Source organism: Salinivibrio proteolyticus, from assembly GCF_001996165.1.
In the GTDB taxonomy this organism is placed as follows: domain Bacteria; phylum Pseudomonadota; class Gammaproteobacteria; order Enterobacterales; family Vibrionaceae; genus Salinivibrio; species Salinivibrio proteolyticus.
In genome coordinates this window covers 59619-76440 of the sequence record NZ_MUFP01000007.1, presented here as the reverse complement: position 1 = coordinate 76440, position 16822 = coordinate 59619, and the positions used below count along the sequence as shown (strand labels likewise).

13 protein-coding genes and 2 tRNA genes are annotated in these 16822 nt (G+C 50.9%); 12 read left to right on the top strand and 3 right to left on the bottom strand.

Annotated features, from left to right (window positions below):
* Positions 1-4 precede the first annotated feature (4 nt).
* Entirely contained in the window at positions 5-3229 is a 3225-nt protein-coding gene (carB, locus tag BZJ19_RS07185) for a carbamoyl-phosphate synthase large subunit (protein WP_077675102.1), read from the top strand.
* Between the two features lie 66 nt (positions 3230-3295).
* Here the strand turns inward: carB and dacB are convergent, their stop codons facing one another.
* Complete coding sequence (gene dacB / locus BZJ19_RS07180) at positions 3296-4723, bottom strand: D-alanyl-D-alanine carboxypeptidase/D-alanyl-D-alanine endopeptidase (protein ID WP_201249182.1); 1428 nt, start codon at positions 4721-4723, stop codon at positions 3296-3298.
* Between the two features lie 276 nt (positions 4724-4999).
* Between dacB and greA the strand changes: the two genes are divergently transcribed.
* Complete coding sequence (gene greA / locus BZJ19_RS07175) at positions 5000-5473, top strand: transcription elongation factor GreA (protein ID WP_069589897.1); 474 nt, start codon at positions 5000-5002, stop codon at positions 5471-5473.
* A gap of 106 nt (positions 5474-5579) precedes the next feature.
* On the opposite strand, the gene yhbY is transcribed toward greA, so the two are convergent.
* Positions 5580-5876 (bottom strand): ribosome assembly RNA-binding protein YhbY, encoded by a 297-nt coding sequence (yhbY, locus tag BZJ19_RS07170; RefSeq protein ID WP_069589899.1) that lies wholly within the window; start codon positions 5874-5876, stop codon positions 5580-5582.
* Positions 5877-6082: 206 nt separating this feature from the next.
* Between yhbY and rlmE the strand changes: the two genes are divergently transcribed.
* The 4 genes from rlmE (at position 6083) to glmM (ending at position 10942) form a co-directional block, all read left to right on the top strand.
* Positions 6083-6712, top strand: coding sequence for a 23S rRNA (uridine(2552)-2'-O)-methyltransferase RlmE (gene rlmE / locus BZJ19_RS07165; RefSeq protein ID WP_069589901.1), 630 nt, complete (start codon positions 6083-6085; stop codon positions 6710-6712).
* 51 nt (positions 6713-6763) lie between these two features.
* The gene (gene ftsH, locus BZJ19_RS07160) at positions 6764-8698 is read left to right on the top strand and encodes an ATP-dependent zinc metalloprotease FtsH (protein ID WP_077675101.1); all 1935 of its coding nucleotides are present in this window, start codon (positions 6764-6766) and stop codon (positions 8696-8698) included.
* Positions 8699-8759: 61 nt separating this feature from the next.
* Positions 8760-9599, top strand: coding sequence for a dihydropteroate synthase (gene folP / locus BZJ19_RS07155; RefSeq protein WP_077675100.1), 840 nt, complete (start codon positions 8760-8762; stop codon positions 9597-9599).
* A gap of 5 nt (positions 9600-9604) precedes the next feature.
* Positions 9605-10942 (top strand): phosphoglucosamine mutase, encoded by a 1338-nt coding sequence (gene glmM, locus BZJ19_RS07150; RefSeq protein ID WP_077675099.1) that lies wholly within the window; start codon positions 9605-9607, stop codon positions 10940-10942.
* On the opposite strand, the gene BZJ19_RS17095 is transcribed toward glmM, so the two are convergent.
* Positions 10939-11109, bottom strand: coding sequence for a hypothetical protein (locus BZJ19_RS17095; protein WP_157891167.1), 171 nt, complete (start codon positions 11107-11109; stop codon positions 10939-10941). The genes glmM and BZJ19_RS17095 overlap by 4 nt on opposite strands.
* Before the next feature lie 10 nt (positions 11110-11119).
* Between BZJ19_RS17095 and secG the strand changes: the two genes are divergently transcribed.
* From secG to infB, 6 genes are all read left to right on the top strand, one after another.
* Positions 11120-11458 carry a preprotein translocase subunit SecG gene (gene secG / locus BZJ19_RS07145; protein WP_077663244.1) on the top strand — a complete coding sequence of 113 codons (339 nt, stop codon included), beginning with the start codon at positions 11120-11122 and terminating at the stop codon, positions 11456-11458.
* Between the two features lie 7 nt (positions 11459-11465).
* Positions 11466-11552: transfer RNA gene (locus BZJ19_RS07140), tRNA-Leu, on the top strand.
* A gap of 65 nt (positions 11553-11617) precedes the next feature.
* Positions 11618-11694, top strand: a tRNA-Met gene (locus BZJ19_RS07135).
* 421 nt (positions 11695-12115) lie between these two features.
* Positions 12116-12571 (top strand): ribosome maturation factor RimP, encoded by a 456-nt coding sequence (gene rimP / locus BZJ19_RS07130; protein WP_069589909.1) that lies wholly within the window; start codon positions 12116-12118, stop codon positions 12569-12571.
* 21 nt (positions 12572-12592) lie between these two features.
* Positions 12593-14080 carry a transcription termination factor NusA gene (gene nusA / locus BZJ19_RS07125; protein ID WP_077675098.1) on the top strand — a complete coding sequence of 496 codons (1488 nt, stop codon included), beginning with the start codon at positions 12593-12595 and terminating at the stop codon, positions 14078-14080.
* Between the two features lie 21 nt (positions 14081-14101).
* Positions 14102-16819, top strand: coding sequence for a translation initiation factor IF-2 (gene infB, locus BZJ19_RS07120; RefSeq protein ID WP_069589912.1), 2718 nt, complete (start codon positions 14102-14104; stop codon positions 16817-16819).
* The last annotated feature ends 3 nt before the right edge of the window (positions 16820-16822 follow it).

Sequence of the window (16822 nt, the reverse complement as noted above, 5' to 3'; positions counted from 1 at the left end):
GAGCATGCCAAAACGCACAGACATCAAAAGCATTCTTATCCTGGGCGCAGGCCCAATCATTATTGGCCAAGCCTGCGAGTTCGACTATTCAGGGGCACAAGCGTGTAAGGCGCTGCGTGAAGAAGGGTATCGTGTTATTCTGGTGAACTCGAACCCTGCCACCATCATGACCGACCCAGAAATGGCCGATGCGACCTACATTGAGCCGATTCAATGGCAGGTTGTGAAACACATCATCGACAAAGAACGTCCTGATGCAATTTTGCCGACCATGGGCGGACAAACCGCACTCAACTGTGCGCTAGATCTCGAGCGCCACGGCGTACTCGCCGAATTCGGTGTGGAGATGATCGGCGCCACAGCAGATGCAATTGATAAAGCCGAAGACAGACACCGTTTCGATGAAGCCATGCGCAGCATTGGCCTTGAGTGTCCTCGTGCAGGGATTGCCCATAGCATGGATGAAGCCTACAAGGTTTTAGGTGAAGTCGGTTTCCCTTGCATCATCCGTCCTTCTTTTACAATGGGAGGAACCGGAGGCGGGATCGCTTATAACAAAGAAGAGTTCGAGGAAATTTGTGAACGCGGTCTCGACCTGTCCCCCACCAATGAGCTTCTGATTGATGAGTCGTTGATTGGTTGGAAAGAGTATGAAATGGAAGTGGTGCGGGATAAAAATGATAACTGCATCATTGTTTGTTCGATTGAAAACTTCGATGCCATGGGCGTCCACACCGGCGACTCCATTACGGTGGCACCTGCGCAAACGCTGACCGACAAAGAATATCAATTGATGCGAAATGCATCACTGGCGGTGCTGCGTGAAATTGGTGTTGAGACGGGCGGCTCCAACGTACAGTTTGGTATTGATCCTAAAACTGGACGCATGGTCATCATCGAGATGAACCCACGTGTGTCACGCTCTTCCGCGCTCGCATCAAAAGCCACCGGTTTCCCGATTGCCAAGGTGGCGGCTAAGCTTGCTGTCGGCTTTACCCTTGATGAGTTGATGAACGACATCACAGGCGGTGCGACTCCGGCTTCTTTTGAACCCACCATCGACTATGTCGTGACCAAAATTCCGCGCTTTAACTTTGAAAAATTTGCCGGTGCGAACGACCGTTTGACCACGCAAATGAAGTCAGTGGGCGAGGTGATGGCAATTGGCCGTAACCAGCAAGAGTCACTGCAAAAAGCCTTGCGTGGTTTGGAAGTGGGCGCGTCAGGTTTTGATGAGATGGTGAATCTGGACGACGACGATGCTCTGACTCGCATTCGTCATGAGCTCAAAGAGCCAGGTGCAGAGCGTATTTGGTACATTGCGGATGCGTTCCGAGCCGGCATGTCAGTTGATGGTGTCTTTAATCTGACTAACATCGACCGCTGGTTCTTGGTGCAAATTGAAGACATCGTCAAACAGGAACAACAAGTCCGCGAGCATGGCTTTGCAGGGCTTAATGAAACCACATTGCGCCAGCTAAAACGCAAAGGGTTTGCCGATGCGCGTCTTGCCAAATTGCTGGGTGTGTCTGAAATTGAAGTCCGCAAATTGCGCGATAAATTCAATATCCACCCTGTGTACAAGCGCGTAGATACCTGCGCCGCAGAGTTTGCGTCAGATACTGCCTACATGTACTCCAGCTATGATGAGGAGTGTGAGTCGCAGCCAACCGACAAGAAAAAGATCATGGTATTGGGCGGTGGCCCGAACCGCATCGGTCAAGGTATTGAATTCGATTACTGTTGCGTGCACGCGTCACTGGCGCTGCGTGAAGATGGTTATGAAACCATCATGGTTAACTGTAACCCTGAAACCGTCTCGACCGACTACGATACGTCCGACCGTCTCTACTTTGAACCTGTGACGCTTGAAGATGTACTGGCGATTGTACGTGTTGAGCAACCGGAAGGCGTGATTGTGCAATACGGGGGGCAAACGCCGCTGAAATTGGCACGTGACCTTGAAGCGGCTGGGGTACCGATTATTGGTACTAGCCCAGATGCGATTGACCGCGCGGAAGACCGTGAGCGTTTCCAAGATGCCGTGCAGCGCTTAGGACTCAAGCAGCCGGCGAATGCAACGGTGACCGCGTTAGAGCAAGCGGTTGAAAAGGCTAAAGACATTGGCTATCCACTGGTGGTACGTCCTTCCTATGTTCTAGGCGGACGAGCGATGGAAATTGTGTATGACGAGACCGATCTGCGTCGTTACTTTAACGAAGCCGTAAGTGTGTCGCACGAATCCCCAGTATTGCTCGACCATTTCCTCGACGATGCCACGGAAGTGGATATTGATGCGGTGTGTGATGGTGAAACCGTGGTGATTGGTGGCATCATGGAACACATCGAGCAAGCGGGTGTGCACTCCGGTGACTCGGCCTGCTCACTGCCGGCTTACACCCTCAGCGATGACATTCAAGACCGGATGCGCGAGCAAGTGCGTAAGTTAGCGTTGGAGCTGGGGGTCAGTGGCCTCATGAATACGCAGTTTGCGGTTAAAGACGATGAGATCTATCTGATTGAAGTGAACCCGCGTGCCGCACGAACGGTGCCGTTTGTGTCGAAAGCAACCGGTGTGCCACTCGCCAAAATTGCAGCGCGAGTGATGGCGGGCCAATCGTTGACTGAGCAAGGCTTTACCCAAGAGGTGATCCCGCCTTACTACTCTGTCAAAGAAGTGGTGTTACCCTTCAACAAGTTCCCCGGAGTTGACCCATTGTTGGGCCCTGAAATGCGTTCAACCGGTGAAGTGATGGGAGTTGGCGACACCTTTGCTGAGGCGTTCGCTAAAGCGGATTTAGCGTGCGGGAAAGCCTACAGCGAAGGGGGGCGCGCACTGCTATCGGTGCGTAACAATGACAAGCAACGTGTGGTCGACTTGGCCGCTAAATTGCTGAAATTAGGGTTTGAGCTGGATGCCACTCACGGTACAGCCGTGATTTTGGGCGAAGCGGGTATCAACCCTCGATTGGTTAACAAGGTTCACGAAGGACGTCCTCATATTCTTGACCGGATCAAGAACGGTGAGTACAGCTACATTGTGAATACCACCGAAGGACGCCAAGCGATTGAAGACTCGAAAGTGCTACGTCGTGGCGCACTCGCTGCCAAGGTGAACTATACCACCACACTCAATGCTGCCTTTGCCACTTGTATGGCATTGACGGCGGCAGACATGAGCAAAGTCAATTCGGTGCAAGCGCTTCATGCGCGCGTATTGAATAAGTAAACGACAACGTGTTCTTACAGACAGCGCCCACCATCCGGTGGGCGTTTTTTTTTGCTAAAGGCGCGTTTAAGGCAGCAGACGGCGATGAATTAGCGCCTGATAAAGCTCTCGCTCGAACTGAGTGATGGGGGCTGGCACGTTATCTGGCAAGGCCTCGTCATCAGGGTGGTAGTGGCTAACCAGCTGCACCACAATTTGCTGCTGATTGTCGTCAGTTTCAATAAACCCTGCCAAGTTATGACTGCCATAAAGTGAACCGCTTTTCGCAAATAACCGCCCTTTGATGGGCGCGCGACGCACACTCTGGCGGTATTTTAAGGTGCCATCAATCCCTGCGATGGGCAGCATCGCTTTGAGGCCTAATTCTGGGTGGGTGAGAATATAGTGCACCACTTCAGAAAGCTGCCGCGCACTGAAACGATTATTCCGCGATAGCCCTGAGCCATCAACCATGATGGCATGGGTAAGATCCAGCCCTTTCTCGGCGAGGATCGCCTTCACCGCCGCCACGCCATTTCGGTACGATCCCGGTTGCTGAAAATACCGCTGGCCGACTGTTTTCAGCAGGTTATCCGCAATTAAGTTATCCGAGTCTTTTATCATGCGGGTCAGCAAGGCTTCCAAGTTGACGGAGTCGTGACGCGCCAGCTCTCGGGCTTGGCTTGGAGTGCGCGCCTGTACAATATTGCCTGTTACTTTGACGCCGAGCCGGGCTAATTCATCTGCAATTATCGCTTTCACATAAGCGGGCGGATTTTGTACGGCAAAATTGAGCGGCAGCGGTCGCTCTCGATGCGCTAAACAGCCAGAAAAACGATAATGATTGCGGGGGGTTGCGCTAAGATCTAAGTCACAGTGTGCCGCGTCTTTTTCCTCTTCACTCACTGCTCTGGCCTCAGTCGTCACTGTAATTGGTTGGTGGCTAGGAATGTGGACACGGGTGTGTTCGGCGTCTGGTGTGCTGTATATTGCGCCTTGCACACAATTGTGATTGAGTGCAATGGACGTCGAGGGAGCGCTATAACAAACAGCGAGAATATCCCACGGCCAGCCAACAGCGCGTGATTTACCGCTAAAGATATGACCATCTAAAAAGACGTTATTAACGGTGGTTAGCCCTCGAGCGGGCAGCTGACGAAGTAGTTGGCGCAAGTCTTTGCGTGTGAGCAGCGGATCACCGCTAAACACCAGTGCAATATCATCACCGGCTTGGATTAATCGAGTAGAGAAACGAAAGGTCTCTGGCAGATATAAGCGGGCGGCGAGACCGGTTACCAGCTTTTGCGTGCTGGCCGGCGGCAGTAATGCATCCGCTTGCAAGGCAACTTGAGGATGATTGGTTTTGACATCACTCACCCATAATGCCAGTTGGCTTCCTTGGGGAAGGACTGGGGTGAGCTGGTCAACGCGCAGTGGTTGCGAAAGAGCGGGCGAAAGGGCGCTGATCAATAAAAGGCCAACCAGTACAATCGTTTGTCGAATAAAACCTGTCATGAATGCGGGCTCGGTCAGTTCTGTCTTTGCTCATCCTACCTTGTATAGCATTGAAGACAAGCGTCAAACGCACACCGGCTGCGGCTGTACGTGCTTTTGTACCGGTGCGTGCCGTATAGGCCTCACGCTTTGCTTGGATCAAAGGTGATTTTGCGCGGATTCTTGTTTACAATCTGATGAAAGAGTTGAATTACGCCGCGCCCGAATCTTTGGTTTGGGCGTGGCTTTGTTTTGCCAAAATCCCTTTGCTGCGGATTGAAAGAGGTAATGTCATTTATGGATAAAGTGCCAATGACCGTACGCGGTGAGAAACTGCTGCGTGAAGAGCTGGATAAGTTGATCAAGCGTCGCCCTGAGATCTCCAACGCTATTGCTGAGGCGCGTGAACTGGGCGATCTAAAAGAAAACGCAGAGTACCATGCCGCTCGTGAGGAGCAGGGCATCTGCGAAGCGCAAATCCGTGACATCGAATATAAACTCTCGGTGGCACAAGTGATTGATGTCACCAAGATGCCACAAAACGGCAAAGTGATTTTTGGGGCGACCGTGACACTGATTGACGTGAACACGGATGAGGAAGTGACTTACCGCATTGTTGGTGACGATGAGGCGGATATCAAAGCGAACTTAATCTCAGTGAATTCACCTATTGCCCGTGGTTTGATTGGTAAAGATGAAGGTGACGAAGTCAGCATCACGACACCGGGTGGGTTAAAAGAATTCGAAATCGATAAAGTCGAGTATCTTTAAGAGAAAGTGTTACAGAGTGTAAACATTCTCTGACTTTGACACAGTAAAAAGGCCGCGATGCGGCCTTTTTGTTATGGTATGCGGCAAGTTACCGCGAACCATTCGGTTATTTGCGCGGTAGCTCGATTTTACGCTCTTCGCTTTGGCGATAGATCACCAAGGTTTTACCGATAACCTGTACTTTTTCTGCGCCAGTTTCACGAATGATGGCGTCAACAATCAGGTTCTTGGTCTCGCGGTCTTCAGAGGCCACTTTCACCTTAATCAGCTCATGGTGGTCAAGAGCAAGCTCAATTTCAGCGACCACGGCTTCGGTTAAGCCATTTGCGCCCATCAATACAACGGGCTTGAGCTGATGAGCCAGTCCTTTGAGATACTGTTTTTGTTTGGTGCTGAGTTTCATGTTGGCTCGATTTCTATTTGCTAGGGGTTGAAAACATGCCATTCTAACGCCATCTCACCACAAACTGAAACAGTATAAATGGTGCTCATCGTGTTGCTGGCGGTTGAGCGCGATTGCCGACACGGCCAGAAAGGTGAGAAAGCAGGAACAACGCGTTGAATTCCCGCTGAATGCGACCCAAAGCGAGAGCCACTTTTAGGAAAACCATGAGTAAAAAAAAGCACTCTGCTAGCTCCGGACGCTGGCTAAAAGAACATTTTGACGATAAATACGTCAACGAAGCACAAAAAAAAGGGTATCGCTCACGCGCTATCTTTAAACTTGAAGAAATTCAGCAAAAAGACCGTATTCTAAAACCGGGCATGACAGTGGTTGATTTGGGGGCCGCGCCGGGCGGATGGTCGCAATACGCGGCGACGCAAGTCGGCGACGAGGGCCAAGTCATTGCGTGTGACATTCTACCGATGGACTCGCTGCCCGGTGTCAGTTTCTTACAAGGGGACTTTCGCGAACAATCCGTCCTTGATGCACTGTTAGATCGTATCCAACCGGACATGGTTGATGTGGTGATGTCCGATATGGCACCGAACATGAGTGGTAATCAGGCGGCGGACCAACCTCGTGCGATGTACCTCGTCGAGCTTGCGCTCGAAATGTGTCGTGAAGTATTGGGGCCCGATGGCGCCTTTATTGTAAAAGTATTTCAAGGCGAAGGCTTTGATCAGTATTTGGCCGAAGTGCGTAAAATGTTTAAAGCGGTCAAAATTCGGAAACCTGACTCGTCACGTGCGCGCTCACGTGAGGTCTACATTGTGGCTACAGGTTATAAACTGTAGTACCCTTACATTTATCTATCTCAGTTATGCGAGGCTAACACCTTGAGTGACATGGCAAAAAACTTGATTTTGTGGCTGGTTATCGCCGTTGTCTTGATGTCTGTGTTCCAAAGCTTTGGACCAGGCGACAGCGCCGGTCGTCAAGTCGACTACACCACCTTCGTACGTGAAATCGGCAACGATCAAATACAGGAAGTAACGTTTGATGATCGTGAGCTGACCATTACCCGACGTGACGGCTCACGCTATGTCACTTTCATGCCTGTGTATAACGATCCTAAGTTGCTGGACGACTTGCTCAACAAAAACGTGCGCGTAAAAGGCACGCCACCTGAAGAGCCAAGCATGCTGGCCTCGATCTTCATCTCATGGTTCCCCATGTTGCTGCTGATTGGGGTATGGATTTTCTTCATGCGCCAAATGCAAGGTGGCGGCGGTAAAGGCGCCATGTCATTTGGTAAATCCAAAGCCAAAATGATGAGTGAAGAGCAAGTTAAAACCACCTTCAGTGACGTGGCAGGCTGTGATGAAGCCAAAGAAGACGTCAAAGAGCTGGTGGATTACTTGCGCGACCCGAGCCGCTTCCAAAAGCTAGGGGGTAAGATCCCGACCGGCGTACTTATGGTTGGTCCTCCGGGTACCGGTAAAACCTTGCTGGCAAAAGCGATTGCCGGTGAAGCAAAAGTGCCTTTCTTTACTATCTCGGGCTCTGACTTTGTAGAAATGTTCGTGGGTGTGGGTGCCTCACGCGTGCGTGATATGTTCGAACAAGCCAAGAAAGCGTCGCCGTGTATCATCTTTATCGATGAGATTGATGCGGTGGGCCGCCAACGTGGTGCGGGCCTTGGGGGCGGTCACGATGAACGTGAGCAAACCTTGAACCAAATGCTGGTTGAAATGGATGGTTTTGAGGGCAACGAAGGCGTGATTGTGATTGCCGCGACTAACCGCCCAGACGTTCTGGACCCCGCGTTATTGCGTCCTGGCCGTTTTGACCGTCAAGTGGTGGTCAGCCTTCCTGATGTCCGTGGTCGTGAACATATTCTGAAAGTACACATGCGCAAAGTGCCGTTGGGTAATGACGTCGATGCATCTTTGATTGCGCGGGGTACACCCGGGTTTTCGGGGGCCGACCTTGCCAACTTGGTAAACGAAGCTGCGTTGTTCTCAGCGCGTGGTAACAAGCGCGTGGTGTCGATGGTCGAGTTTGAGCTTGCCAAAGACAAAATCATGATGGGTGCTGAGCGCCGCTCGATGGTGATGTCGGAAGAAACCAAAGAGTCGACTGCGTACCACGAAGCAGGACACGCGATTGTCGGTCGTTTAGTGCCTGAGCACGATCCTGTGTACAAAGTGTCGATTATCCCGCGTGGCCGTGCGCTAGGTGTCACCATGTACTTGCCAGAGCAAGACCGAGTCAGCATGTCTCGTCAGCACCTTGAGTCGATGATTTCGAGCCTTTATGGTGGTCGCTTGGCCGAAGAGCTGATTTATGGCAAAGATAAAGTGTCGACCGGGGCATCAAACGATATTGAGCGCGCGACAGATATCGCCCGTAAGATGGTGACGCAATGGGGTTTCTCCGAAAAGTTAGGCCCGTTGCTTTATGCTGAAGATGAAGGTGAAGTCTTCCTTGGTCGCTCTGTGACGCAGACCAAGCATGTGTCTGATGACACTGCGCGCCTGATTGATAGCGAGATCCGTGACATCATCGACCGTAACTATCACCGTGCGAAAGAGATCCTAGAAGAAAACATGGATATCATGCACGCGATGAAAGATGCACTGATGAAGTACGAGACCATTGATGCTGCCCAAATTGATGACCTGATGGCAYGTCGCGATGTTCGCGAGCCAGCTGGTTGGGAAGGTGGCAGTGGTGGCTCATCATCGGATGACACACCGAAAAAACCAGAGGCGTCCTCTGAAGCGTCTGATGATAAAAAGCAAAAACCGCTAGACTCAGAAAACCAATCTGAAGCCTAAGCCCACGCGATATAAAACCCCGATTTTATCGGGGTTTTTTTGATCCTTGTTGGGACATCTCATGGAAATAACACACAAAAATAAACAACTCTCCCTAGATAGCCCTGTTGTAATGGGCATTCTCAATGTCACCCCAGATTCTTTCTCTGATGGGGGGCAATATCAGCAATCGAACAAAGCGATTGAACATGCCATGCAAATGCTTGCTGATGGCGCCACGATTCTCGATATCGGTGGTGAATCGACCCGTCCCGGTGCTGCTGATGTGGCAGAACAAGAAGAAATCGATCGGGTTGTACCTGTCATAAAAGCCATTCGTGCCCAATCGGACTGTTGGATTTCTATTGATACCAGCAAAGCGGCTGTGATGCGTGCCGCGATAGAGGCGGGGGCGGACTTGATTAATGATGTACGCGCCTTGCAAGAGCCTGGCGCACTCGAGGTGGCAGCTGAACGACAAGTGCCTGTGTGTATTATGCACATGCAAGGGCAGCCGCGTACCATGCAAGCTGCGCCAGCGTATGACAATGTTACCCGTGACGTAAAAGCGTTTTTAACCGAGCGAATCCAAGCGTGTGAAGCTGCCGGCATTTTAAGACAGCAGATTATCCTTGACCCTGGCTATGGGTTTGGTAAAAGCTTGGCCCACAATTATCAATTGCTTGCTGAGTTAGACAGCTTCCATGATTTTGGCCTGCCGGTATTAGCGGGCATGTCGCGTAAATCAATGATCTATAAGCTGGTCGATAAAACACCACACGATATTTTAGGTGGTAGCATTGCATGCGCGACCTTGGCAGCGCAGAAAGGTGCGCACATTATTCGCGTTCATGATGTGAAAGAAACGGCGGACGCGCTGCGTGTGGTCGCCATGACAAAGCGTGCAGCACTAGGAGAATAAAAACAATGGCAGAACGTAAATATTTCGGTACCGATGGGGTACGTGGCAAGGTAGGTGAATTCCCGATTACCCCTGAGTTTATGCTCAAGCTTGGTTGGGCTGCTGGGCGTGTCTTGTCGCAACAAGGTACTCGTAAGGTACTGATTGGTAAAGACACCCGTATTTCAGGCTATATGCTCGAATCGGCCCTCGAGTCAGGTTTATCTGCCGCTGGTCTTGAGGCCGCATTTACCGGTCCGATGCCAACCCCTGCGATCGCGTATCTGACTCAAACCTTCCGCGCTGAAGCGGGCATTGTGATCTCGGCTTCTCATAATCCGCACTACGATAATGGAATTAAATTTTTCTCGTCGGAAGGCACCAAGCTACCCGATGCGGTTGAGCTGGCTATCGAAGCCGAGCTTGAAAAGCCGTTGACCTGTGTGGAGTCCGCCGAGCTGGGTAAAGCGAGCCGCATTAATGATGCCGCGGGGCGCTACATCGAATTCTGTAAAGGCACCTTTCCCAGTGCACTAAGCCTGAGTGGCCTCAAGATTGTGCTCGATTGCGCGCATGGTGCAACCTACCATATTGCTCCTTTGGTATTCCGAGAGCTGGGGGCAGAGGTAACGACGATTGGTTGTGTCCCCAACGGCACCAACATTAACGACAAAGTTGGTGCGACAGACGTGCGTGCGTTGCAGCAGCGTGTTCTGGAAGAAAAAGCGGATCTTGGCGTTGCGTTTGACGGGGACGGCGATCGTGTGATTATGGTGGATCATCTTGGTAACAAGGTCGATGGTGATCAAATCGCCTATATCATTGCGCGTGAGAGTCTGCGTCGTGGTGAACTCAAAGGTGGTGTCGTTGGTACCCTGATGACCAACATGGGCATGGAACTGGCGCTTAAGTCGCTGGGTATTCCTTTTGCACGCGCCAAAGTCGGTGATCGCTATGTGATGGAAATGCTGAAAGAGAAAGGTTGGCGTATCGGGGCAGAGAATTCTGGCCATGTGATTGTGTTGGATAAAGTGACCACCGGAGACGGCATTGTGGCTGCATTACAAGTGTTAGCCAGTGTTGCAGCGACCGGCATGGATCTAAAAACACTGACCGACGGTATGACACTTCTGCCGCAAGTGCTGGAAAATGTCCGTTTTAAAGGCGACGTTGACCCATTACAAAGCGAAGCTGTGCTTGCCGCGAAGGCCAATGTAGAAGAAAAGCTGGGTGAACAAGGGCGCGTACTGCTGCGCAAATCAGGTACTGAGCCACTTATCCGTGTCATGGTTGAAGGGCCTGATGCGGAAACCGTAAAGGCTTATGCGCTTGAAATTGCAGAGGCAGTCAAAGCAAACTGTTAATAATTCATCAGCGGGTGGTTATAGAATGCGCAAACAGTGTCGAAATCAGGGTTTTTTGCATTTTTCTCTTGTTTCGGCATCAGGCTTTCGCTAGTATTCACCCGCTCCCAACGAAGGGGGCTGCGCTGGCTGAGAAGTAACACTGCCGGCTCAACAACCTGGAGCATAGGTGGAACCATGTACGAAATTCTACTTGTGATTTATCTGTTGGCCGCAATCGGTGTAATTGGCCTGGTTCTGGTTCAGCAAGGTAAAGGCGCAGATATGGGAGCCTCGTTCGGGGCTGGAGCATCCAACACAGTGTTTGGCTCTGGCGGCTCTGGAAACTTTTTAACCCGAATGACAACCGGTTTTGCGATTGCATTTTTTGCCCTGAGCTTGGTGCTAGGTAACATGACAGCGCATAAGCCAAAAGCGCAAAGCGGTTTTGAAGATTTAAGTCAGCCTGCTGTAGAACAGCAAGCGACGCCAACTGAGAATGAAATCCCTGTTGATAACAGCGAGATCCCTCAGTAGAAAATTTGCCGAGGTGGTGGAATTGGTAGACACGCTATCTTGAGGGGGTAGTGCCTGTATGGGCGTGCGGGTTCAAGTCCCGCTCTCGGCACCAAAGTTCTCAAAGTGCAATCACTTGCACCTTTGAAAGAAAAGGCGATATAATCATCGCCACTCGGACGCGGGATGGAGCAGTCTGGTAGCTCGTCGGGCTCATAACCCGAAGGTCGTCGGTTCAAATCCGGCTCCCGCAACCAAATTTAGGTTTTGGAAGGTTAGGCTGCTGAACAGCCGAAGGTCGTCGAAGCTGCACTTCGCGATAAAATCCATCTTCCGCAACCACATTTAGTTAGTAGTTAACTCAACTGCTAGACTGAAAGACGCGTTGGCGTTCTTTTACAAAGTTACGCTAACTCGGCTAGCCAACGGCTGGCCGTTTTGCCCTCGGGGCAGTGCCAATAAAAAGCATTTTTTATCGGCACGGAGAGTTACTCTCTCGTTATTGCTGAAATATTTCCGAGACCAGCGATAACGGCTATATCAACGACATCTGTCACTGGTATAGCATCAGGGTCCAGTTACATTAAACCCCGATTATCGGGGTTTTTTGTTATCTGAAAACGACCATTCGGATAGTAACTGGGCTTTTAAGCCCTTTTTTTATTTCTGGGGTTTGGAATGACAGGATTAGAGAAACAACTGACTGAACTTTTGACCGCGCCGGTTGAGGCGTTGGACTATGAGTTAGTTGGACTAGAGTTCGTTCGGGCTGGCCAACACTCAACATTGCGTATTTTTATTGACCATGAAAATGGCATTACTGTCGACGATTGCGCCGATGTAAGCCGTCAGGTTAGCGCGGTATTGGATGTGGAAGACCCAATCACAGTGGCATACAACCTGGAAGTGTCATCGCCAGGCGTGGATCGCCCACTGTTCACCGCTGATCACTATCAGCAATTCATCGGGCATGAAGTGAACATCGTGCTGAAAATGGCTATGCAAAACCGCCGTAAGTGGAAAGGAGAAATCCTTTCTGTCGATGGCGACACCATCACGGTTCGCGTTGACGGCCAAGATGAGGCGTTTGCCTTGAGTAATATCGCCAAAGCAAACCTGGTTCCTTCATTTTAAAAGTAAATGAGGCATTAGTAGATGAATAAAGAAATCTTGGCTGTTGTCGAAGCGGTCTCAAACGAAAAAGCCGTTCCGCGTGAGCGTATTTTTGAGGCACTGGAAACCGCACTGGCAACGGCAACCAAAAAGAAGTACGAAGCCGACATTGATGTACGTATCGCCATTGATCGCAAAACCGGTGAATTCGATACTTTCCGTCGTTGGCTCGTGGTTGACGAAGTCACATTGCCGACCCGTGAAATTACATTGGAAGCGGCGCAGTACGAAGACGAGACGATCGATCTTGGTGGCTACATCGAAGATGAAATCGAGTCTGTCACTTTTGACCGTATTACCACCCAAACCGCGAAGCAGGTGATTGTACAAAAAGTACGTGAAGCTGAGCGTGCACAAGTGGTTGAACAGTTCATGGATAACGAAGGTGAACTGGTTACCGGTGTAGTGAAAAAAGTGAATCGTGATGTAATCATCGTGGATCTGGGTAATAACGCAGAAGCCGTGATTCAGCGTGACGATCAACTACCGCGTGAAAACTTCCGTCCAGGCGACCGCGTCCGTGGTTTGCTGTATGCTGTGCGCCCAGAAGCGCGTGGTTTCCAGCTCTTCATGACGCGCTCAAAGCCAGAGATGCTGATCGAGCTGTTCCGCATTGAAGTGCCGGAAATTGGCGAAGAAATGATTGAGCTGATGGGTGCAGCACGCGATCCAGGCTCACGTGCGAAAATTGCGGTGAAGACCAACGACAAACGCATTGACCCTGTCGGCGCTTGTGTCGGTATGCGTGGTGCGCGCGTCCAAGCCGTTTCGGGTGAGTTAGGCGGTGAGCGTATTGACATCGTGCTTTGGGACGATAACCCAGCGCAATTTGTGATCAATGCAATGGCACCAGCCGATGTGGCCTCTATCATCGTCGATGAAGACACCCACACCATGGATATTGCTGTTGAGGCAGATAACCTAGCACAGGCGATCGGCCGCAATGGTCAAAACGTACGTTTAGCGTCACAACTGACCGGTTGGGAACTGAACGTCATGACGGTTGAAGACCTTCAGAAAAAACACCAAGAAGAAGCACAAGCCTCATTGGAGCTGTTTGTTAAACACCTCGACATCGATGAAGACTTTGCCGCGACCTTGGTTGACGAAGGTTTCACCACTCTAGAAGAAGTGGCCTACGTTCCAACGAGCGAAATGCTCGAAATTGATGGCCTAGATGAAGACACTGTCGACATTTTGCGCTCACGTGCCAAAGAAGCGTTGACCACCATCGCACTGGCACAAGAAGAGTCGCTGGAAGGCGCTGAGCCTGCTGACGATCTGTTGGCGCTGGAAGGTCTTTCTCGCGAAATGGCCTTTAAATTGGCGGCGAAAGGCGTGAAAACGCTGGAAGATCTTGCCGACCAAGGCACCGATGATCTGTTGGACATTGAAGGATTGGACGAAGTAAGTGCGGGCGAGCTCATTATGGCAGCACGTAATATTTGCTGGTTCAGCGACGAAGCGTAAAGACGGCAAAGGAGGAGCAGAATGTCAGAGGTTACAGTACATACACTGGCGAAGGAAATTGATACGCCAGTCGATCGTCTGCTGAAGCAGTTTAAAGAAGCTGGTATGCAAAAGTCAGCTGACGATCAGGTAAGCCAAGATGAAAAACAAGCCTTGTTGGCGCATCTCAAACGTGAGCACGGCGACAACGGCAATGCTCCGACGCGTCTGACGCTACAGCGCAAAAAACGCAGCACGCTGAGCGTCTCAGGAGCTGGCGGAAAGAACAAAGATGTCCAAGTTGAGGTGCGTAAGAAACGCACCTATGTGAAACGTAGCGAGCTTGAAGAGCAAAAGGTTGCGCAAGAAGCGGAAGAACGTGCCAAACGTGAAGCCGAAGAGAAAGCGCGCCAAGAAGCTGAAGAGCAAGCGAAGCGTGAAGCAGAAGCGAAAGCCAAGCGTGAAGCTGAAGAAAAAGCCAAACGCGAAGCTGAAGAGAAAGCCAAACGCGAAGCCGAAGAGAAAGCTAAGCGTGAAGCCAAACCGCAAGCGCAACCACAAAACGAGCAGTCCGAAGAGGACGCAGCGGAGACTGCTGCGGCTCGTGCTGCCGATGCGCAAGCGAAGAAAGAAGCTGATGAACTTAAGCGTCGCCAGGAAGAGGAAGCCAAGCGTAAAGCTGAAGAAGAAAGTCAGCGGCAGTTAGAAGAGGCACGCAAAATGGCAGAAGCAAACCAAGAACGCTGGTCTGAGCAAGATCAAGCGCTAACCACCATGGAGGCAGCTGATCACCATACAGTTACCTCTCAGTATGCCCGCGAAGCGGAAGACGAAGCGGATCGTCGCGAAGAAAGTGCTGCACCGCGACGTAAGAAAAAGAAAAAAGCGACTCAAGCTGAGGATAAATCACCTCGTGGCCGTCGTGGCAAAGGTGGGAAAGGCAAAGGCCGCATGGCTAAGCCAACCTCGATGCAACACGGCTTTAAAAAGCCAGCGCAAAAAGTAAACCGTGAAGTTGAAATCGGTGAAACCATCACCGTTGCCGAGTTGGCCAACAAAATGGCGGTAAAAGGCGCTGAAGTCGTTAAAACCATGATGAAAATGGGCGCGATGGCGACCATTAACCAAGTGATTGACCAAGAGACTGCACAGCTTGTTGCAGAGGAAATGGGTCACAAGGTTATCTTGCGTAAAGAAAACGAGCTGGAAGAAGCGGTACTGTCTGATCGTGACAACGATGCACCCGTTGCGCCACGTGCGCCAGTCGTTACCATCATGGGTCACGTTGACCATGGTAAAACCTCGCTGCTTGACTACATCCGTAAGGCACACGTTGCCACGGGCGAAGCGGGCGGTATTACCCAGCACATCGGTGCGTACCACGTACAAACCGACAATGGCATGATCACATTCCTGGATACCCCAGGACACGCGGCGTTTACCGCGATGCGTGCACGTGGTGCCGGTGCAACGGATATTGTTGTCTTGGTGGTTGCTGCCGACGACGGCGTAATGCCACAAACCATCGAAGCGATCCAACACGCAAAAGCGGCCGGTGTGCCTCTTATCGTGGCGGTGAACAAGATGGATAAAGAGGGTGCTAACCCTGACAACGTGAAGAACGAACTGGCACAGCATGACGTGATCCCAGAAGACTGGGGTGGCGAGAACATGTTTGTTCACGTGTCTGCGAAACAAGGCCAAAACATCGATGCGCTACTAGAAGCTATCTTGCTGCAATCAGAAGTTCTTGAACTGAAAGCGGTTAAAGATGGTATGGCGCGTGGCGTTGTGGTGGAATCTCGCCTCGACAAAGGTCGTGGTCCAGTTGCCACCGTATTGGTTCAAGAAGGTACGCTCAAAAAAGGCGATATCGTTCTGTGTGGTCTGGAATATGGCCGTGTACGTGCGATGCGTGATGAAAATGGCCAAGAAGTAGAAGAAGCAGGACCTTCGATTCCTGTGGAAATTTTAGGCCTATCTGGCGTGCCTGCTGCGGGTGATGAAGCCACAGTTGTGCGTGACGAGAAGAAAGCGCGTGAAGTAGCGCTCTATCGCCAAGGCAAGTTCCGTGACGTGAAGCTGGCGCGTCAGCAAAAAGCCAAACTGGAAAACATGTTCTCGAACATGGAAGAAGGTGAAGTGGCTGAGCTGAACATCGTGCTTAAGGCTGACGTACAAGGCTCAGTGGAAGCGATCAACGATGCACTGGTTAAGCTCTCAACTGACGAAGTAAAAGTGAAAGTTGTGGGTTCTGGTGTTGGTGGTATCACTGAAACTGACGCAGTACTTGCGGCCGCGTCTAACGCCATTATCTGTGGCTTTAACGTGCGTGCGGATGCCGCTGCGCGTAAGACCATTGAAGCGGAAAGCTTGGATCTGCGTTACTACTCTGTCATCTACACCATGATTGATGAAGTGAAACAAGCGATGAGCGGTATGCTTGCGCCTGAATTCAAACAAGAAATCATCGGTTTGGCAGAAGTGCGTGATGTCTTCAAATCACCAAAACTGGGCGCCATTGCTGGTTGTCAGGTATCTGAAGGTGTGATTAAGCGTAACAACCCAATTCGTGTCCTACGTGAAAACGTGGTTATCTACGAAGGTGAGTTGGAATCACTACGCCGCTTCAAAGATGATGTGAACGAAGTGAAGAAAGGCTACGAATGTGGTATTGGCGTGAAGAACTACAATGATGTTCGCGTTGGTGACCAAATCGAAGTTTATGAAACCGTTGAGATTCAACGTTCAATTGACTAATTG